This is a genomic window from Allobosea sp. 05T433 (assembly GCF_056396065.1).
Genome location: NZ_JBFTKS010000010.1, coordinates 186,445 through 206,265 on the forward strand (window position 1 = coordinate 186,445; position 19,821 = coordinate 206,265).

Sequence of the window (19,821 nt, forward strand, 5' to 3'; positions counted from 1 at the left end):
GATAGCTTGGCAGCCACGATCGACCCCTCGGCCTATAAAGACGCCATCGTCGTCCTCGCCACGGCCGGCGTAATCGTGCCATTTGCCAAGCGCTTCCGCGTCAATTCGATTGTCGCCTTCATGGCCTGCGGCGCGCTGCTCGGCCCCTTCGGATTGGGCGGCCTCGTCTCTTCGGTGCCGCTGCTGCGCACGATCACCGTGTCCGACTCGAGCACATTGACCGGCCCCGCCGAAATCGGCGTTGCCTTCCTGCTCTTCGTCATCGGGCTCGAGCTCTCCTTCGAGCGCCTGATGACCATGCGCAGGCTGGTCTTCGGCCTCGGGCTCGGGCAGGTCGCGCTGTCTGCCGCAATCATCGGCGGCGGCGCCTTCCTGCTGAAGCAGCCCGCTGCGGCGGCCTTGATCATCGGCTTCGGCCTCGCCCTGTCCTCGACCGCCATGGTCGTCGAACTGCTCTCGGCCAAGCGCCGCATGATGACCTCGGCCGGGCGCACCAGCTTTGCGATCCTGCTTTGCCAGGATATCGCGGTCGTGCCCTTGCTCTTCCTCATCGCCGTCCTCGGTGCGCAGAATGGCGGCTCGCTGATCGCCGGCCTTGCGCAGGCGCTCGTGCACGCCTTCGCAGCGATTGCCGGCATTGTGGTGGTCGGGCGGCTGGCGCTTCGTCCGCTCTTTCGCCTTGTCGCCTCGACGGACAGCTCCGAGAGCTTCCTTGCCGCAACTCTGCTGGTGGCACTCGGCACGGGACTTGTGGCGGCAACAGCTGGCCTCTCCATGGGCCTCGGCGCCTTCATCGCCGGCCTGCTCCTGGCCGAAACCGAGTATCGGCGCGCCATCGAAGTCACGATCGAGCCGTTCAAATCCCTGCTGATCGGCGTCTTCTTCCTGATCGTGGGCATGAGTGTCGATCCCGCGCAGCTTGCAGCCCAGCCCGCAATCATCCTCGGCATCGCGGCCGGCCTTCTCCTGACCAAAGTGCTGGTTGTGCTGGGCCTGGCCCGGCTGCTGGCTCTCTCCGTCCCGACAGCGCTCGAGACCGCGATCATGGTCGCTCCGGGCGGCGAATTCGCCTTCGTGCTGCTCAATGCGGCTGTCGGCGCGAAGCTTGTTGACCAGCACGCGGCAAGCCTCGTGCTTGCCGCGGTGTCCCTCACCATGGTGGCGCTGCCATTATTGGCTCGTGTAGCACGCCATATGGCGGCGCGTTTCGCGCCGCCGGTGATACTGCCTGAGGAGGCTACGATCCTGCCGCCCGACGATCATGCGGGGCGTGCGATCGTCATCGGCTGCGGCCGGGTTGGCAGGCTCGTCGGTTCGATGCTGGAAGAGCACAAGAAGCCCTATATCGCGCTCGACTCCGACCCGATCCTGATCGCCGGCCAACGGCGCGCTGGCCGACCCGCCTTCTTCGGCGACGCGACCAAGCCCGACTTCCTGAAACTCTGCGGCGTGGTCGACGCAAGCGCCCTGATCGTCACGATCCACAACCACCGTGCGGTCGATGAGATCGTCAAGGCGGCAAGGGCTCTGCGCCCCGATCTCGTCATCGTGGCGCGCGCCCGCGACGCCGCCCATGCCCGGCATCTCTATGAACTCGGCGTCAACGACGCAGTGCCGGAGACCATCGAGGCCAGTCTGCAATTGTCGGAGGCAGCACTTGTCGGCCTTGGCGTGCCAATGGGCCTCGTCATCGCCTCCGTGCACGAAAGAAGGGATGTGTTTCGGCGCGAACTCAAGCCCGCTGCCGCTCCTGCGCCTGCGCTTCCCCGGCACGGGCGTTCGCGAAGGTTGTAATGCTCTGGACCGGAGCGCGCCGGGAAATCCGCTGGATATGCCCGTAGAACTGCTCGGCACTGCTCTGCCAGCTATGGCCTGCGGCAAGTCCCAGGCAAGCTTCGCGCGGGATGCGCAAGGCCGCTAGCGCTGCGCGCCGCAGATCCTCGTCCAGCACGGCGGCACCACTGCCGGCAAAGACATCGCTCGGCCCCTGCACCGGAAAGGCGGCAACGGGCAGCCCGCTTGCCGCGGCTTCGAGCAGCACGATACCAAAGGTGTCGGTCAGACTCGGAAAGACGAAGACATCCGACGACGCATAGATCGCGGCCAGGTCGTCGCCCTCGCGCGTGCCCAGGAATGTCACATCCGGGAAGGCCCGCTGCAGATCCGCGCGCGCCGGGCCATCGCCGACGACGACCTTGCTGCCGGGCAGGCGCAGCGACAGGAAGGCATCCAGGTTCTTTTCGACCGCGACGCGCCCGACGCTGAGGAAGATGGGACGCGGCAGGTCGAGCACGCTTGCCTGGCGCGGATGGAACTGCTGGAGATCGACGCCTCGCCCCCAGCGCAGAATGCGCTCGAACCCGTTCTCCTTCAGTTCGGCCTCGACTGTCGCGGTCGAGACCATGACCCCGGCAGCCGCCCCATGGAACCGGCGCAGGAACTGGTAGCTCCAGCGTTCCGGGATGGGCCAGCGGGCCGCGACATATTGCGGGAACCTTGTGTGGTAGCTCGTCGTGAACGTCCGCTTCTGCGCGAGGCAGACGGCGCGGGTCAGCCAGCCGATCGGCCCTTCCGTCGCGATATGGATGTGGTCCGGCCCAAAATCGGTGATGCGCCGGGCGATGGCGCCCTGCGTTGCCAGCGCGATGCGGATATCGGGATAGGATGGCAAGCCGATCTGCCGAAATCCGTCGGGCGTCAGCATATGCGGCGTCACACCGAATGACGGTCCTGCCTCGACCATCTGCTCCAGCGACCGGACGACCCCATTGATCTGGGGGCGCCAGGCGTCCGTCGCGATGAGGACGCGCATCAGGCGGCCTCGCTGACCAGAGCCGGCAGCGGGATCGGCCGCACGGGCTCGCTCTTGAGCCGGTATTGCGGCCAACGAATGACCTCGAAGCGGCCGTCATGATGCTCGACCACAGCCGTGCAGCTTTCGACCCAGTCGCCCGTGTTGATGTAGGTGAGCCCGTCGATCTTGCGATGTGCGGCGTGATGGATATGGCCGCAGACGACGCCGTCTGCACCATGGCGGCGGGCCTCGGCGGCAAGGCAGGTCTCGAACTCGCCGATATAATTGACCGCATTCTTCACCTTCTGCTTGGCCCAGGCCGAGAGCGACCAGTGCGGCAGATGGAAGAGGCGACGGACCTTGTTGACGACCGTATTGGACGCAAGCGCAACCGTGTAGGCCCAGTCGCCCAGCAGGGCGAGCCATTTTGCGTTGCGCACGACCAGATCGAACAGATCGCCATGGATCACCAGCAGGCGCTTGCCGTCAGCGGTTTCATGCAGCGCATGGTCGGCGATGTGGATTCCGCCGAACTCGCTTCCAGTGAAGTCGCGGAGGAAATCGTCGTGGTTGCCGGTGATGTAGATCAGCCGCGAACCCTTGCGCACCTTGCGCAAGAGCTTCTGCACGACGTCGTTATGCGCCTGCGGGAAGTACCAGCCGCTCTTCAGCCGCCAGCCGTCGATGATGTCACCCACGAGATAAATCTGCGGAGCATCATAGGCCCGCAGGAATTCGAGCACGAGATCGGCCTGTGCTCCTCGCGTTCCCAGATGCAGGTCGGAGATGAAGATGCTGCGAACCTGCTTCGCCTCGTCCTCGTCGCTCATGCCGCCAGCCCATCTTGTTGCATTGCTTGCGGCGTGTGTCTGATTTGCATTGCGCTTTGATGACGCAGAACTCAATCCGTGGTTCTGCTCAGCTGAACATCAGCGAAAGCTCGGGAGAAACGCGATGGATTTGGGTATTGCCGGCCGTACGGCCATCATTTGCGCCTCGAGCAAGGGGCTTGGCCGCGGCTGCGCCGAGGCCCTCGCAGAGGCCGGATGCACCGTGGTCATCAACGGCCGCGACGCGACCACGCTGGAGGCCACGGCAAGCCAGATCCGGGCCAAGTATGGTGCAACCGTGATCGCGGTCGTTGCCGACGTCTCGACCCGCGCAGGTCAGGACGCGCTGCTCGCCGCCGCGCCGGAGCCGGACATCCTGGTCAACAACAATGGCGGCCCACCGCCGAAGCCGTTCCGCGAAGTCTCGCGCGAAGCGCTACTCGAAGGCGTCATCCAGAACATGGCGACGCCGGTCGAACTGATGCAGCGTGTCGTCGACGGCATGATCGCGCGCGGCTTCGGCCGCATCGTCAACATCACCTCGATGAGCGTGCTGACCCCCTTGACCGGGCTCGATGTCTCGTCGGGCGCACGCGCCGGTCTGACCGCCTTCTTCTCCGGCGTCGCCCGCGAGGTCGCATATGCCAACGTCACCATCAACAACATCCTGCCCGGCATGTTCGATACCGATCGGCTGAAGGGCTCGACCACCAAGATGGCGGCGATCAAGGGGATCACGCCCGAAGAAATGACGAAGGGCCGCATGGCCGAAATCCCGGCGAGGCGCTTCGGCAGCGCCGAGGAGTTCGGCAAGGCCTGCGCCTTCCTGGCAAGCGCCCATGCCGGCTACATCACCGGCCAGAACCTGCTGATCGACGGCGGCGTCTTCAAGGGAACGTTCTGAGACGCGGCAAGGCCAGCATCTGCCCCGGTGAGCCTTGCTGTCCGGGGCAGGAATTCTCTCCCAGTTCCTGCCGCGCAAGACCCGCATCCAGCACGCTTCCCCGGCACGCATGCGCCGCCGCGGGCATCAGGGTTGCAAGCATTGCGCTTGGACCGGACGCGCGAACGTGATCTAGAGGGACAAGTCTTTTATAAGACTCTCTCCCCCGACACGTACGCGCAGCACCGTTGTCTCCTCTCCTCGGCATCACGCTCAAGCTGATCTCGGCTTTGTCCTTCACCCTGATGTCGGCTGGCATCAAGGCGATCGCGGCCCGTTATCCGACAGGGGAACTCGTCTTCGTCCGGTCCTTCTTCGCGCTGATCCCGCTGCTGCTCTGGCTCGGCTGGCGCGGCGAAATTCCTGCTGCCCTGAAGACCAAGAATCTGCGCGGCCATTTCAAGCGGGGGGTGATCGGTTCGACCGGCATGTTCTGCGGCTTCGTAGCCTTGAGCTTTCTGCCGCTCCCGGACGCGGTCGCGCTCGGCTATGCCGCGCCGCTCGCAGTCGTCGTGCTTGCAGCTCTGGTGCTGAAGGAGCGTGTCCGCATCTATCGCTGGAGCGCGGTGACGATCGGCTTCATCGGCGTCCTGATCATGCTGTCCCCGCATCTGGGCAGTTTCCAGATCGCTGGCAGCAATGCACCGGCAATCGGCGCGGCCTTCGGCCTTGCCGGCGCCTGCTGCTCGGCTTTTGCCTCGATCGAGGTGCGGCAATTGACCATGACGGAGCGCACCGGCGCGATCGTCTTCTATTTCACGCTGATGACGACGACGCTCGGCCTCTTCACCATCCTGCTCGGCTGGCGCATGCCCGATCTTCAGGACGCCGCACTCATGGTCGCGATCGGCATTCTTGGCGGGCTCGGCCAGATTTTCCTGGTCCAGGCCTATCGCTACGGCGACGCTTCGCTGATCGCGCCGTTCGAATACTCGACGATGCTCTGGGCCGTTACGATCGGCTGGTTCGTCTTCGGCGACTGGCCGGCTTCAGCCGTGCTCATCGGCGCAGCCATCGTCATCGCATCCGGCATCTATGTGATCCTGCGCGAGAAGCAGCTCGGTCTGCTCAAGCGGGAGACGCGCGAGGTCGGCCCGACGCGGGCGACCTGAGAACACGGGCAGAATTGTGTGAAAGGCGCCCCGACGAAGCCGCCCTCGGCCGTCGCCCGCCCCTCTCCAGCTTGCTCCTTCCAACTGGAACAGGCATTGTCCGGTTAGACAAACGTTTGTTCGCTTCCGCAAACGATCAGCATTCGTGTGACAGGTATCAGGATGGGTATCGAGACCAAGGAACGTGGCGGGCGCGAGCTCGAATCCGGAGCCCAGGTCATCTCGGGCCAGCTCGGCAAGACGATCCAGCGCCTGCGCAAGGCCTATAATCTCTCGCTTTCCGAGCTCGCGGAGCAGTCGGGCGTTGCCAAGTCGATCATCAGCCAGATCGAGCGCAACGAAACCAACCCGACACTGGCGACGATCTGGCGGCTCTCGCAGGCCCTCGACATCTCGATCGAGCGCGTGCTGTCGAGCGGCGAAGAGGAAGCCTTCATCGACAAGACCACCCGCGCCGATACGCCGATTCTGGTCTCAGAAGACGGCAAGCTCAGGCTCGCCATCATCGGGTGGATCAAGACGGTCGAATGGCTGCAATGGTACGACGTACAGGCCGAGCCCGGCGGCGAGCTCGATTCCGAAGGTCATCAGCGCGGCTCGATCGAGTCGCTCTCCGTGACCTCCGGCGAGTTCGAGGTCGAGGTCGGGGACGTGATCCAGCGCGCCAAGGCGGGCGAGACGCTGCGCTACCGCTGCGACCGCCGCCATATCGTCCGCTGCGTCGGCGACCAGCCCGGTTCGGCGCTGATGGTCTGCATCCTCAAAGCGGCGGTGATGGAGTAGACGCTAAAGCACCGGCCTGAAGAGTGGATTGCGGTCTCGCGAAGGCCGATCCAAACGCAGAAGGTTGGATCATCCCGGGCGGCCAAAGGCAGACCGGGATGACAGTGCGAGCGTAACCGCCAACGCGCCAATGCGGCTCACTCGGCCTTCTTGGGCCGCGGCGGGCCGGCGATCGCCGGCAGCGACTTGATGAACTCCGCCATCGCCATCCGATCGGCATCTGACAGCTGTGCGGTGTTGCGCACCACCGCCGCCATGCTGCCGCCGACGCTGTCGAAGCTCGGAGTAAAGCCGGTCTTGAGCATCTCGGCGATCTCCGACTTCGACCAGTTCGCCAGCCCGTCCGCATGCTGCGTGATGTTCGGCACGAAGCCCTTGCCCTCCGGGTCTGGGCCACCGGCGAAGCGTGTCGCCGGAATGATCGCGCCCAGCGCATTGCGATTGGAATGGCATTCGGCGCAATGGCCCGGCCCCTGCACCAGATAGGCGCCCCGGTTCCACTCCTCGCTCTTCGTCGGGTCCGGCCGGAACGGCGTACCGTCGAAGAACAGCAGCTTCCAGCCCCCGACCGCGCGGCGGATGTTGAAGGGGAAAGGCAGATCGTGCCCCGGCGCACGTCCTTCGACCGAGGGCAGCGTGCGCAGGTAGGCGAAGAGATCGGCCAGGGCCTTGGGTGGCATCAGCCGATAGGAGGTGTAGGGAAACGACGGATAGTAATGCTGTCCCGACGGCGAGACACCGGTCGCCATCGCATCGACGAAATCCTTCACGCCCCAATTGCCGATTCCGTCCCGCGTGTGCGGTGAGATATTGGGAGCGTGAAACGTGCCGAAGGGCGAGGGCAAGGCAAGCCCGCCGCCAAGCCGGAGCTTGTCATCCTGACCGGGCGTTGCATGGCATGAAGAGCAGCCTCCCGCCGCAAAGAGCAGTTTGCCATTCTCGACATCCGGCGGCGGCAGAGTGCCGATCTCGGGCGCGGGCGAAACGACGCGCGGATCGGTGAGAACATAGAAGCCGGCTAGTCCCAACAGGATGAAAATGCCGAGCGTGAGAAATAGGCGGCGCATCAAGCGTTTCCCGGTTTGCTGGTGCCTCAACGCTCCGAGGATTCCAAAAGTTCGAAGCGCAGGTCTGACGAGAATGGGCGGGCCCATGGTGGAGCCCGCCCATCAACCCATGTTCGACCGCACGACGCAACCGCGCGGCGCAGCCGAGCTTACTTCTTGATGCGGTAGACCTCGTGGCAGGAGCCACAATTCTTGGTCGCGGCGCCAAAGGCCGCGCGGAAACCGTCAAGGTCCTTGGCAGCGGCAGCACCGGCCATGGCCTCGGTCTCGAACTTGGCGAGAGCGATCTTGAAGCCAGCCTGATCCTCCCAGATCTTTGGCGCGGCAGTGGTCTCGCCGCCGGTCTTGGCCGTCTCCGGGAACAGGGCAGGCAGCTTCTTGGCCGCGTCTGCATAGACCTTGAAGATATTCTGGACCTTGGCGGAATCGAAAGCTGCCTCGCCCTTGGCGATGGCCGCGCCCTCGCGCGTTGCCGCGCCAACGGCCTTCATCGCATCGCGGCGCTGGGCGATAGGGTCAGACTGCGCGACGACGGCCGAAAGGCCGAGAATGAGGCCAGCAGCAACGACTACGGTACGGATCATGCGCGACTATCCTTTTCGGGGAGATGCGGCGCCTGACAGGCACCGCTTAGAACCCTTCCAGATCAGCTCATTCGCATGACAGCGCCAAGTCGCATTTTCGTGAACGCACCGGAATTTAAGCAAATCTACCTGTCGCTGCCGCGGACAGGCGGCCGCCACGAACGTTGCGGGAGTTTGGAACGGCCGTAGTGCAGGGCAAAGACAAAAGGGCGGGCTCCAATATGGACCCCGCCCCTCACCTCATGTTCGACAAGGCGGCACCACCGCAGTGGCCCAGAGAAACCTATTTCTTGATGCGATAGACCTCGTGGCAGGCGGCACAGTTCTTGGTCACCGTTCCAAAGGCGGTACGGAAGCTGTCGAGGTCCGTGGTGGAGCTCGCCGCCGCAACGGTGGCCTCCGTATCGAGCTTGGCAAACCCAGCCTTGAAGCCGGCTGGATCCTCCCAGATTTTGGGTCCGGCCGTGCTCTCGCCACCCGTCTTGGCCGTATCAGGGAAAAGRCCCGGCATCTTCTTGGCGGCGGCCGCGTAGACCTTGAAGATCGTCTCGCTCTTGGTCGCGTCAAAGGCAGCCTCGCCCTTGGCCATGGCCGCGCCATCGCGCGTGGCGGCGCCGACCCCCTTCATCGTATTGCGACGCTCGGCAATCGGATCCGATTGGGCAATCACGGTCGAGAGCGTCACAACTAGGCCGGCAGCGACGAGTACGGTGCGTATCATGCGTAAGCCTCCTCCCGGAAAGCGCGGCGTCGAGCGCGCCGCTTAGAAGCGTTCCAGATCAGCCGATCCGCATCACGACGCCAAGTCGCATTTCCGTGATCACGTCGGAACGAGAGGGGCTTACGCCTGCGTCAGTGCTGATAGCCCGCAGCTCTCAATGCCCCGAAGACCTTCTTCGGCGTCGCGGGCATATCGATCGCCCGGATGCCGGCTGCACGGTCGAGCGCGTCCACCATCGCGTTCATCACCGCCGGGCAGGCCCCGATCGCCCCGGCCTCTCCGGCGCCCTTAACACCGAGCGCGTTGGTGACGCAGCGGACATTGCGGGTCTCGAAATGGAAGTTGGGAACGTCGACCGCGCGCGGCAGAGCGTAATCCATGAACGTCGCCGTCAGCATCTGGCCGGAGCTATCGAAGCGGATTTCCTCCATCAGAGCCTGGCCAATGCCTTGGGCGGCACCACCATGGACCTGGCCCTCGAGCATCAGCGGGTTCAGAGTCACGCCAAAATCGTCGACCACGACATAGTTGGCGATCTCGGTCGCGCCGGTACCGGGATCAACCTCCAGCTCGCAGATATGCGTGCCATTCGGATAGGTCGCTTCCGGTGGCGTCCAGCTCTGATGGACCCTGAGCTTGTCCGCCGTCGCTCCAGGCAGGGCGGCAATAGCCTTGAGGTCGAGCGCCTTGTCGGTGCCGACGATCCGCACCGCGCCATCGACGATCTCGAGATCACCGATACCGGCCTCGAGCTTTTCGGACGCGAGCTGCTTCAGGTTCTCGGTCAGGATCGAGGATGCCTTGTCGAGCGCAGCGCCCCCAACCGGAATGGAGCGCGAGCCGCCGGTGCCGGATCCGGTTTCGACCCGGTCGGTATCGCCCTGAACGACGCGGATGCGGTCCATCGGAATGTCGAGATGCTGCGCGACGAGCTGCGAGTAGGCCGTCTCGTGCCCCTGCCCGTTCGACTGGGTGCCGATCAGCACGGTCACCGTGCCGTCCTTCTCGAGGATGACGGTTGAACTCTCCGGGCCGCCGCCGCCGCAAGCCTCAATATAGCAGGCCATGCCGATGCCGCGGATCTTGCCGGCCTTGGTCGAGGCCTTGAGACGCGCCTTGAAGCCCTTCCAGTCGGCGACATCCATGGCGCGGCGCATATGCCCCTCGAACTCACCGGAATCATAGACTGGCCCGGTCTGGGTCGAATGCGGCATCTCCGCCGGCCTGACGAAGTTCTGCGCTCTGACAGCGTCCGGTGTCTTGCCGGTCTCGCGCGCGATGGCATCGACCAGCCGCTCGATCAGGTAGGCGGCCTCCGGACGCCCGGCTCCGCGATAGGCATCGACCGGCGTGGTGTTGGTGAAGACCCCACGGAAGCGCACATGCACGGCCGGGATATTGTAGCAGCCCGGCGTCATCGTCGTGCCGACCCAGGGGATGAAAGGCCCGTACTGCGAGAGATAGGCGCCCATTTCCGCAGCGAGATCGACCTTGAGGCCAATGAACCGGCCCTGCTTGTCGAGCGCCATCGTAGCCGTGGTCAGATTGGCGCGGCCATGCGTGTCGGCGAGGAAATGCTCGGTCCGGTCCGCGACCCAGCGCACCGGGCGTTTCAGCTTCTCGGCCGCCACCATGGTCAGGGGGTATTCGCGATACATGAAGATCTTGGTGCCGAAGCCGCCGCCGACATCGGGCGTGATGACGCGGATGCGCGAGGGGTCGACCTTCAGGATGTAGCCGGCGAGGATATCGCGCGTGCCATGGCTGCCCTGGCTGCCGAGCGTCAGCGTCCAGCGTTTCGAATCCTTGTCGTATTCGGCGATGCAGGCGCGCGTCTCCATGTAGTTGGAGGCGAGACGGTTGTTGACGATCGTGACGGAAACGATGCGATCGGCCTTGGCGAAAGCCTTCTCCGTCTTCTCCGCATTGCCCTGTTCGGCCTCGAACGCGACATTGCCCTCACGCCCCGGCCAGACCTGCGGTGCCTTTGGAGCGAGCGCTTCGGCGATACCGGTGATCGAGGGCAGGACCTCCCAGGCGATATCGATCGCCTCGGCTGCGTCGCGGGCCTGGCTCAGGGTCTCGGCAACGATGAAGGCGACCGCCTCGCCGACATGACGCACCGTGTCGGTCGGCAAGACCGGCACCGGATTCGGCTCCACCGGTTCGCCCGTAACCGTCGTGATCAAGCCTTTGCAGGGGATGTCGCCGAGATGCGCGACATCCTCGCCGGTCAGGATCAGCTTCACGCCCTTCATCTTGCGGGCGGTGTCCTTGTCCCGGATCGTGAACTTCGCATGAGCATATTGCGAGCGGAGCACGAAGGCATGCAGCGCTCCCTCGACGGCGATATCGTCGGTATAGCGCCCCGTCCCGGTAGTCAGGCGGTGATCCTCGACCCGGCGAATGGGCTGGCCGACTCCGAACTTCATGGGGCGCATGGGCTTACATCCTTGAAAGTACGAAAATCTCGAAACCGTCGCTTAGGAAACTGGAGCAGGATCGGCGTCGCGTCAGCCCCCCGGAGGCAGAAAGCTGCGATGCATGACGCGCAAGGCCCGGTCCTATTACTCGACGGGCTGGCCGTGCATCGCCCAGTCCTTGAAGCCACCGCGATAATGGCTGTCGATATCGAGCCCGGCCGACTGCGCGAATTCCAGAGCCCGCAGCGAGCGCACGCCGGCCGCGCAGGAGAACACGACGCGCTTTCCAGGCGGATTGGGCAGGTCGGCGGGGTTGAATTGGGACAGCGGCCGCGAGACCGAGCCGGGAATATGCCCGGCGGCGAATTCATGCGGCTCGCGCACATCCACGATCAGAATGGAATCAGCCGCAAGCCCGGCCTTGATGTCGTCGATATCGAGATCGTTCACGGTCACGGCTGCCATCCAGTCCAGGCTAATCCAGTAGCTTCACCAGATAGAGCGTGAGGGCTGGAAATGCCACCACGATGCCAAGCCGGATGATATCGGAGAGCACGAAAGGCAGCACCCCGCGATAGATCCGCGTGACCGGGACATCACGCGCCAGAGAAGCGACGACGAAGACGTTGAGGCCGATCGGCGGGCAGGTCATCCCGATCCCGACCACGATCAGGACGAGGATGCCGAACCAGATCGCGATATCGTCGACAGGCATGCCGAAATCGAGCGCGGTCACGATCGGGAAGAACACCGGCAGCGTCAGCAGGATCATGGCAAGTTCGTCCATGACGCCGCCGAGCACGATGTAGAAGACGAGCAGACCGACCAGGACCGAATAAGGCTGCCAGCCCGACGCCGCAATCATTTCGGCCGCAGCGGTCGGCACCTGGGTCAGCGCCAGGAAGGCGTTGAAGATCTCGGCTCCGAGCAGGATCGCAAAGATCATCGCCGAGGTCTCGGCCGTCTGCAGGATCGCCTCGCCGATCTCCTTCAGGCCCAGCGTCCGCCGGAACACGCCGATCATCAACATGACAAAGGCCCCGACCGAGGCCCCCTCTGTCGGGGTAAAGATCCCGCCATAGATGCCGCCGACCACGATCAGCGCGACTAGCATCGCCGGGATGACACCGAGCAGCGGACCAAGCCTGTCGCGCCAGGCGATCCGCTCATGCGCCGGACCAAGCGTGGCGTCGAGCCGGGTCATGAGCGCGATGGTGATGCAGTACATCGCGGCCGCCATCAGCCCCGGGATCAGGGCCGCCTTGAACAGCTTGGCAATGTTCTGCTCGGTCGAAATCGCGTAGACGACCAGGATCACCGAGGGGGGGATCAGGATACCGAGCGTGCCGCCGACGGCGGTGACACCACAGGCGAAGCCGGGGTCGTAACGGTAGTGCCGCAGCTGCGGCAGCGCCGCGCGCGCGAAGGTCGCCGTCGTCGCAACCGAAGACCCGCAAATCGCGCCGAAGCCCGTGCAGGCCCCGATCATCGCCATCCCGAGCCCACCACGGCGATGGCCGACAAAGGCCGACGCGGCCTTGAACAGGTCGGATGCCAGGCCCGATCGCTCGGCGAAAGCCCCCATCAGCACAAAGAGGGGAATCACCGACAGCGTGTAATTGGCGAAGATCTGATAGGGCGTCGTCTTGATGTAGTTGAGGAACGGCTCCAGCCCGTTGAGCTGGATGTAGCCGAGGCCACCAACCAGCATCATCGCCAGCCCGATCGGCAACCTGACGACCATCAGCGCGAGAAGCGCGACGAAGCCCGTGATGGCGAGGGTAAAGCCGCTCACGCGCGCGCCCTCACCAGCCGGCTGGCGCTGACGAACGAGGTCAGCGAAACCAGCGCGGCCAGCACGGCGCAGAGCGCGATCGGGAGATAGCTCGGCAGCTGCAGGACCATCGTGTTCTCGCCGCTCGCGAAGGCCGCCAGCGCACCGGCCGCGAGTCGCCAGGCGATCAACGCCATGACCAGCGCATAGACGATGTCCCAGAGCGCATCGATTGCCCTTTGCCAGCGCAACGGCAGTTTCAGCGTGAAGGTGTCGACGAAGATGTTGCCGCGCCGAAGCTGGCAATAGGGCAGAAAGCAGAAGGCGGCGATCGCCGTCGCCATCTGCACCAGCTCGAAATCACCCGGGACGCCGGCCGCGCCGATCAGGTCGCTGCGCAAGGTCACGCTGACGACCACCATGGTCGCCAGCGCAATCAGCAGAACGCCACCCGCGATGGCGATCCCACGCACCAGAGCATCGAAGCCCGGCATCGTTGCCTCCCGGCCGCTGACCGCCATGATGCGCCGTCAAGCCGCCTTCTCGTGCTTGGCAAGCGCCGCCTTGGCGCTCTCCAGCAGCTTCGCGCCGTCGAGCCCCTTGTCCTTGGCGGCCTTGATCCAGCCGTCGATCACCGGCTCGGTCGTCTTGCGCCAGCGCGCCGCTTCGGCTTCGTCGAGCATGGTGATGGTATTGCCGCGCTTGCGAACCATTTCGGACACCACGACCGCCTGCTCGTCCCAGACCCTGCCGGCCATGGCAGCCGCAACAGCCCCCGAGTTCTTGTCGAGAACCGCCTTCAGCTCGGGCGCGAGCGAATCGTATTTCGCGCGGTTCATCGCCAGGATGAAGGTCGCGACATAGAAGGTCGGCGAGCCCGGGATCTCGGTGTGATACTTCACCAGCTCCTGGACCTTGATCGACGGCACGACCTCCCACGGCACGACGCAGCCATCGATGACACGCTGCGCCAGCGATTCCGGCACCTGCGGGATCGGCATCCCGATCGCATTGGCACCGAGCGCCCGCAGCGCTTCGCCGGCAAGCCGGGTCGGGAAGCGCAGTTTCAGACCCTTCAGGTCCTCCATCGTCTTCACCTGCTTGTTGGCATGGATCAGCCCGTGATCATGCGCCCAGAAGCAGATCGGTTTGATGTCCTTGAACTCGTCCTTGAGGTTCTGCTCGGCGTAGTCCGTCAGCGCCAGCGAATTGACCAAGGCGCGCTTGTTCGAGACGAAGGGCAGCTCGAAGGCCTCGATGCCGGTGAACCGCCCAGGCGTATTGCCGGGCAGCGTCCAGACGATATCGGCAACACCGTCACGAGCCTGGTCGAACAGCTGCGGCGGCGTTCCGCCAAGCTGCATCGACGGAAAGATGTCGATCTTGATGCGGCCATTCGATTCAGCCGCGACCTTGTCGGCCCAGGGCTTCAGGAACTTGGAATGGCCATTGGCGACGGGCGGCAGGAAGTGATGCATCTTCAGCGTCACCTCCTGGGCATTGGCGCGACTGACACGCATCATGGCCGGCGCGGCAACGGCCGAGCCGGCAAGCGTCAGGAATTTGCGGCGATCAAAACTCATTCATCCCCTCCCCAGAGGCCTGCTCAGGCACAGCATGACGGGCCATTCCCATAAGGAATGCCCTGTCTGCCTTATTGGTATGACAGATGAGCGCCAAAGCGCGGCTGACGCAAGAGCCGTCCGCTTGAAATTGACGCGGTCTCGACGAGCATCAGAGCGGCATGCGGGCCATCCCGCATGCCGTTGCTTCAGTAACCCGAAAGCGGATCAGGCCTTGGGCGGAATACGCAGCACCCAGCCGGGCATGATTAGGTCGGGATTCTTCACCGGCGGCGTATTGGCCTTGACGATCTCGGTGTATTTCGCGCCCTGCCCCTTGCCGTAATGCTCCTCGGCGATCTTCCAGAGCGTATCGCCCTTCTTGACCGTGTAGAACACGGCAGCGGGCGCTTCCTTCGTGACCGCCAGCTCGGACTCGACCTGCGCGACGCCCGTCGTGTTGCCGAGCGCAAGAATGATCTTCTCGGCCTCTTCGGTAGAAACCGCCTTGCCGGACACCTTCACCTTGTCGCCATCGATCTGGATATTGACGTCGGAGGGCAGCCCGTGCCCGGCCAATTCCTTCTGCAGAGCGTCGGGCGTCGCCGCCTGTGCCGAACCACCGAAGATCTTCGCACCGGCTTCCTTGATGAAACTGAACAGACCCATAGCTTATCCTCCAGTGTCGGGGCTGATATGAAGCCCGCTTGCCCCTGCAAGTTCAAGTTGAATTGCGTGATGCCGGCAAAGGGGGCGATATGCCGGCAGGTTTCACCATGACATGGCAGCTTGCGCGCTGCGGCAGCTTCCCTCCGTGCCCGCGGGCTGGCAAGAAGCTCGCGTCCTCAACGGAAGGCCCTTCCCATGCTTACCTTGGCCCAGGCCCAGACCATCCTCGCCAACACGCTCGCCCATGCCGAGAAATCCGGGTTTAAACCGCTCGCGATCGCCATCATCGATGCGCGGGGGGCCCAGAAGGCCTTTGCGGCGCAGGACGGCACCAGCCTGAAGCGCGGCGAGATCGCATTCGGCAAGGCGCATGGCTCCGTGGCGCTCGGCCTCGGGTCGCGCGCCCTGCACAAGATGGCGCTCGACCGCCCCTATTTCATTGAAGCAGCAACCCATGCGGTCGGCGGATCGCTCGTGCCGGTCCCGGGTGGTGTGCTCATGCGCGATGGGGCCGGCGTGCTGCTTGGCGCAATCGGAATCTCGGGAGACACCTCGGACAATGACGAGGCAGCGGCCATCGCCGGGATTATAAGCATAGGCCTTGTTGCTGACACGGGCGCCTGAAACAGGAAATTCTTCTCTTTTCCGGCTACCGCCTACGCTTGGGCGGGGGTTTTCATTGCATCGCAGCAGGATTTGCTGCATCGGCTCCCGCGCATGGCCGCAGGGAACACCCCGAGGGAATTCACGATGAGTGCCGAAATTGCCAACGAGAACGTCGCTGAGAGCGAGGTCATCGAAACCGACGTCGTGATCGTCGGCGCGGGTCCGTGCGGCCTGTTCGCGGTGTTCGAACTCGGTCTGCTCGATATCCGCGCCCATCTCGTCGACATCCTGCCGAAGGTCGGCGGCCAATGTGCCGAGCTTTATCCGGAAAAGCCGATCTATGACATTCCCGGTTTTCCGATGGTCACGGGACAGGGCCTGGTCGACAATCTGATCGAGCAGGTCAAACCCTTCGGCCCGACCTTCCATCTCAACCAGATGATCGAGTCGCTCGAGCCGACCGGCACGGCGGAGGCGCCGCGCTTCCGGGTGCGCACCGATGCCGGCACCGTCTTCAACACCAAGACGGTGCTCGTTGCCGCCGGGGGCGGATCATTCCTGCCGAAGAAGCCGCCGATCCCGGGGATCGAGGCCTATGAGGGCAACAGCGTCTTCTACGCCGTCCGGAAGATGGAAGCCTTCCGCGACCGCGAGATCCTGATCGTCGGCGGCGGCGATTCCGCGCTCGACTGGACCCTGAACCTGCAGCCCCTCGCCAAGCGAGTGACGCTGATGCACCGTCGCGACGATTTCCGCGCTGCGCCGCATTCGGTCGAGCAGATGCGGGCACTGGTCGCGGACGGTAGGATGGATCTGAGGATCGGTCAGGTCACCGGCCTGAAGGGCGACGGCACCGCACTGGAAGCCGCGATCTGTCGCGACAGTGCCAATGAGGCCTTCGAGGTCTCCTGCAATACCCTGCTGCCGTTCTTCGGGCTGACGATGAAGCTCGGACCGATCGCGAGCTGGGGGTTGAACCTGCACGAGAACCTGATCCCGGTCGACACCGAGAAATTCGAGACCAATGTGCCGGGCATCTTCGCCATCGGCGACATCAACACCTATCCCGGCAAGCTCAAGCTGATCCTCTCGGGCTTCCATGAGGCGGCACTCGCCGCCCAGAAGGTGCACCGTTATGTCTATCCGGAGAAGCGGTTGACCTTCCAGTACACCACCTCCTCGACCAGCCTGCAGAAGAAGCTCGGCGTCGCCTGAGGGCTAGGCGAGGCGAAACCCGCAAGGCTTCTCCTCGAGCAATTTGGGTCCGGCGATGCGTTCGTGTCGCCGGACCTTTCCTTTGGGGGGCGATCTGACGCATCGGCCCGAAAACTGGATTGCGACTTTCGGGAAAGCCGATCCAGTCGCGGAAAGGTAGACCATCGGACCGGATACGAAATCCGGTCCGATGATTTAGCGAACCAGGGTCGCAGTCTGCGGCGCTTGGCCGTGATCGCGGCTTTCGAACCAGCCGCCGTCTTCATAGAGACGTGGATTGGGCGTCGTGCCGGATCCCGCCGCCACGCGCGGCTCGGCAGCCGAAGGCGCCTCCTCGGGCACGATCGGTTCGACGCGATCGCGCAGCTCCGCGATGGCGCCCTCGACCGGCTTGAAACTGAAGCGCACCGTATGCGTCCCCGCCGGCACCTGCACGGCGCGAAACAGCACATTCGCCCTCAGGATATCGACGTCCGCGCCGTCGAGCTCCGCCCGCCACCATGGATGCCAGATGTCGTTGAGCAGGACGAAGCCAGGCCTGTCCGTCGTGACCGTGATCTCGACTTCGGTGTTCTGATAGCGCGTCAGCTTGACCTCGGCTTGCGCCGAAATCGGCCCTTCCGGCACCGCATCCGGCGGCACGCTATCGAGCAGCACAACCTGCTGCGGATCGATGTCTGGCCACTGGCCCGCAGATTTCATGCCGTCGAAATCGGCAAGCTGCCAGCCACCGACGAACATGGCGCGCGGCAAGGCCCGTGGGTTCTCGTAGATGTAGCCATCCCCCGTGAAGGCGACGAGCTTGAGATCATCGGATTTCAACGCGTGATCGACCTGGCCGATCGGAACCCGCGTCGCGATGTAGCGCAGGCCGAGGAGATCGGCGAGGCGGCAGCGATAGGAGGGAAAAAGCGGTGTAAACTTGCGCTGGTCCGGCGCAGCGATTGAGTCCCGCGTGCCGACCGCATCCGAGAAATCGGCCAGCCGCAACGGATTATAGCCGAGCGTATGGTCAAAGCCGTGAACCATCCCGACATTCGGCCATTCGAACCCCATGCCGAGCAACTCGACGCGGTCGCGGCGTGGCGAATCGGCCGGCTGGGCAACCAGTTGCTTGAGAATGTGGACGGTCTCGTTCTTCGTCTCCTGACGGAGCACGTCGTAGAGCTGCGGCGACAATGCAGTCGAGTCGTTGGGGCCGTTATTGACGCCAAGATCCGCGCCGACGACGCCGGCGACCAGGAGCACGCTGGCGAGCGGCGCCAGCGCTCCGCGCCAGCGCGTCAGCACGACCAGGACCAGCCCCGCACCCGCAAACCAGAAGGCCGCCGACAGGCTCGGCCACCAGGCGTCGGCAAGGTGCCCCTCGCGCTTCGAGATGAACAAGGCCGCGGCGACGAGCGCAGCGACGACCACTCCGGCAAAACCGAGATCGCGATACAGTGAACCGAGACGCTCCTCGCTCAGAATGCGATGCAGCACGTATCCTGCGAGCAGCGCACCAAGCGCGCCGATCAGGAAGGTCGCGTCGGCCGGGCGCCGGAAGACCTTCACGCCCGGCAAATACTCGTAAGCCGCCTGAAACAGCGGCGTGTAGCGCCCGAGCGCAAACAGAACCATGAAGACGAAGAGCAGCGTCAGCGGCCGGATGGCCTTGTCCCAGAGCCAGCCACGGCTCAGGCCCGGCGCGATCAGGAGCAACAGCGGCAGCGCCCCGACATAGACCTGCCCCATATTCTGCGACAGGAAGAGCTCCTTGGCATCCCAGGCCGGGCTGTAGGGGCCCCAGAAGTCCACGGCCGGATCGCGCGCGCCGAAAAGATCAGCCACGAAGGCGGTCAGCAGCGAGGCCGGATGCAGCGAGCCGCGCCCAGCTTCGATGAGATCGACCTCGGGACGAGTCGTCGCCTCGGCGAAAAGCCAGGTCCAGATCAGCGGCAGCAGAATCGTCGCTAGTCCCGCGATGCTCGCGACCGAAATCGGTGCGAGGCTCGCGCGGACGGCGGCCCAGCCGCCGGAGAACCAATGCGCGACGACCATTCCGATCAGCACATAGGCGCCCAGTAGGGCCACCTGGTCGGGCTCCAGCACCATCATGCCGGCGGCAAAGCCGGCGAGCGCGCCGGCGCGCAGCGACGAGCGCTGAAGCATGCGCGCCGTCAGCCAGAAGGCGATCGCAAAGAATGCGAGACTCGCGATCTGACCGACATGCTGCACACGCCAGGCCGCCGAAGCGCCAAAGGCGAAGACGAGAGCGGCAAGCAGGCCGCCCGCCGGGTGCCAGCTGCGATCGCGGAAGAACATCAGGAAGGCGAGCCCGCCGGCGAGCAGGTGCGCCAGCACGTAGGCATCCACCATCCGGAAGCTCGGCGATGGCGTCAGCAGCGCGAGCAGGATGGCGGGCGAGAAGATAAGGGATTGCGGATCGGCAACCTGTGGCGAGCCGCCGAAGACATTATGCGTCCAGAATGGCGACTGGCCGCTATGCAGGGCCTGGGCGAGAAACTGAATCTGGGCCTGGAAATGCGCCTTGGCATCGAAGGGAATCGTGACCGCCCCCGAAAGCCAGGGCCAGCACAGGATGCTCCACGCACAAACAAATCCCAGGGCCGCCAGCCAATAGCCGGCGACCTGCCCTTCAAACCGCTTCACCCGGACCCCCAAGGTCCCCCGGCACGGACGGCCCCGTTGTGGGAACCTTCTTCCAGCCCAGTCAGTATTGCTGACCTTGCCAAGGC

18 protein-coding genes are annotated in these 19,821 nt (G+C 64.4%); 6 read left to right on the forward strand and 12 right to left on the reverse strand.

All coding sequences use genetic code 11. From position 1 onward, the window contains the following. Positions 1-6: 6 nt before the first annotated feature. Positions 7-1,794 (forward strand): cation:proton antiporter domain-containing protein, encoded by a 1,788-nt coding sequence (locus AC1DGP_RS16330; protein WP_441506256.1) that lies wholly within the window; start codon positions 7-9, stop codon positions 1,792-1,794. Here the strand turns inward: AC1DGP_RS16330 and AC1DGP_RS16335 are convergent. Then, complete coding sequence (locus tag AC1DGP_RS16335; RefSeq protein ID WP_476775873.1) at positions 1,733-2,812, reverse strand: glycosyltransferase family 4 protein; 1,080 nt, start codon at positions 2,810-2,812, stop codon at positions 1,733-1,735. The genes AC1DGP_RS16330 and AC1DGP_RS16335 overlap by 62 nt on opposite strands. Next, positions 2,812-3,624, reverse strand: coding sequence for a UDP-2,3-diacylglucosamine diphosphatase (locus AC1DGP_RS16340; protein ID WP_441506258.1), 813 nt, complete (start codon positions 3,622-3,624; stop codon positions 2,812-2,814). The genes AC1DGP_RS16335 and AC1DGP_RS16340 overlap by 1 nt, the downstream gene beginning before the upstream one ends. Before the next feature lie 124 nt (positions 3,625-3,748). On the opposite strand from AC1DGP_RS16340, the gene AC1DGP_RS16345 reads away from it, so the two are divergent. The 3 genes from AC1DGP_RS16345 (at position 3,749) to AC1DGP_RS16355 (ending at position 6,462) form a co-directional block, all read left to right on the forward strand. Further along, positions 3,749-4,528: an SDR family oxidoreductase gene (locus AC1DGP_RS16345; protein WP_441491527.1), complete on the forward strand. Its 780-nt coding sequence runs from the start codon at positions 3,749-3,751 to the stop codon at positions 4,526-4,528. 227 nt (positions 4,529-4,755) lie between these two features. Further along, on the forward strand, positions 4,756-5,679 hold the full coding sequence (locus AC1DGP_RS16350) for a DMT family transporter (protein ID WP_441506259.1): 924 nt from the start codon (positions 4,756-4,758) through the stop codon (positions 5,677-5,679). A 162-nt stretch (positions 5,680-5,841) separates the two neighbouring features. Then, positions 5,842-6,462 carry a helix-turn-helix domain-containing protein gene (locus AC1DGP_RS16355; protein WP_043237595.1) on the forward strand — a complete coding sequence of 207 codons (621 nt, stop codon included), beginning with the start codon at positions 5,842-5,844 and terminating at the stop codon, positions 6,460-6,462. 137 nt (positions 6,463-6,599) lie between these two features. Here AC1DGP_RS16355 and AC1DGP_RS16360 read toward each other — a convergent pair whose 3' ends face one another. The 9 genes from AC1DGP_RS16360 to lysM form a co-directional block, all read right to left on the reverse strand. Next, positions 6,600-7,529, reverse strand: a complete 930-nt coding sequence (locus AC1DGP_RS16360; RefSeq protein WP_476832317.1) for a c-type cytochrome — start codon at positions 7,527-7,529, stop codon at positions 6,600-6,602. Positions 7,530-7,678: 149 nt separating this feature from the next. Then, positions 7,679-8,113, reverse strand: a complete 435-nt coding sequence (locus tag AC1DGP_RS16365; protein ID WP_476769124.1) for a c-type cytochrome — start codon at positions 8,111-8,113, stop codon at positions 7,679-7,681. Between the two features lie 283 nt (positions 8,114-8,396). Beyond that, complete coding sequence (locus tag AC1DGP_RS16370) at positions 8,397-8,834, reverse strand: c-type cytochrome (RefSeq protein ID WP_441491531.1); 438 nt, start codon at positions 8,832-8,834, stop codon at positions 8,397-8,399. Between the two features lie 131 nt (positions 8,835-8,965). Beyond that, positions 8,966-11,275, reverse strand: a complete 2,310-nt coding sequence (locus AC1DGP_RS16375) for a xanthine dehydrogenase family protein molybdopterin-binding subunit (RefSeq protein WP_476775872.1) — start codon at positions 11,273-11,275, stop codon at positions 8,966-8,968. Between the two features lie 126 nt (positions 11,276-11,401). Continuing rightward, positions 11,402-11,722, reverse strand: a complete 321-nt coding sequence (locus AC1DGP_RS16380; RefSeq protein ID WP_441506262.1) for a rhodanese-like domain-containing protein — start codon at positions 11,720-11,722, stop codon at positions 11,402-11,404. Between the two features lie 10 nt (positions 11,723-11,732). Then, the gene (locus AC1DGP_RS16385) at positions 11,733-13,052 is read right to left on the reverse strand and encodes a TRAP transporter large permease (RefSeq protein ID WP_441506263.1); all 1,320 of its coding nucleotides are present in this window, start codon (positions 13,050-13,052) and stop codon (positions 11,733-11,735) included. Beyond that, a complete protein-coding gene (locus AC1DGP_RS16390; protein ID WP_441506264.1) occupies positions 13,049-13,525 on the reverse strand; it encodes a TRAP transporter small permease in 477 nt (158 codons plus the stop codon). The genes AC1DGP_RS16385 and AC1DGP_RS16390 overlap by 4 nt, the downstream gene beginning before the upstream one ends. Before the next feature lie 36 nt (positions 13,526-13,561). After that, positions 13,562-14,614 carry a TRAP transporter substrate-binding protein gene (locus AC1DGP_RS16395; protein ID WP_476832318.1) on the reverse strand — a complete coding sequence of 351 codons (1,053 nt, stop codon included), beginning with the start codon at positions 14,612-14,614 and terminating at the stop codon, positions 13,562-13,564. 207 nt (positions 14,615-14,821) lie between these two features. Then, a complete protein-coding gene (lysM, locus tag AC1DGP_RS16400; RefSeq protein WP_043237577.1) occupies positions 14,822-15,262 on the reverse strand; it encodes a peptidoglycan-binding protein LysM in 441 nt (146 codons plus the stop codon). Positions 15,263-15,457: 195 nt separating this feature from the next. On the opposite strand from lysM, the gene AC1DGP_RS16405 reads away from it, so the two are divergent. Beyond that, a complete protein-coding gene (locus tag AC1DGP_RS16405; protein ID WP_441506266.1) occupies positions 15,458-15,886 on the forward strand; it encodes a GlcG/HbpS family heme-binding protein in 429 nt (142 codons plus the stop codon). A 126-nt stretch (positions 15,887-16,012) separates the two neighbouring features. Then, positions 16,013-17,083 (forward strand): NAD(P)/FAD-dependent oxidoreductase, encoded by a 1,071-nt coding sequence (locus AC1DGP_RS16410; protein ID WP_441506267.1) that lies wholly within the window; start codon positions 16,013-16,015, stop codon positions 17,081-17,083. Positions 17,084-17,278: 195 nt separating this feature from the next. Here AC1DGP_RS16410 and AC1DGP_RS16415 read toward each other — a convergent pair whose 3' ends face one another. Beyond that, positions 17,279-19,735: a hypothetical protein gene (locus AC1DGP_RS16415; RefSeq protein WP_476769350.1), complete on the reverse strand. Its 2,457-nt coding sequence runs from the start codon at positions 19,733-19,735 to the stop codon at positions 17,279-17,281. Positions 19,736-19,821: the final 86 nt, after the last annotated feature.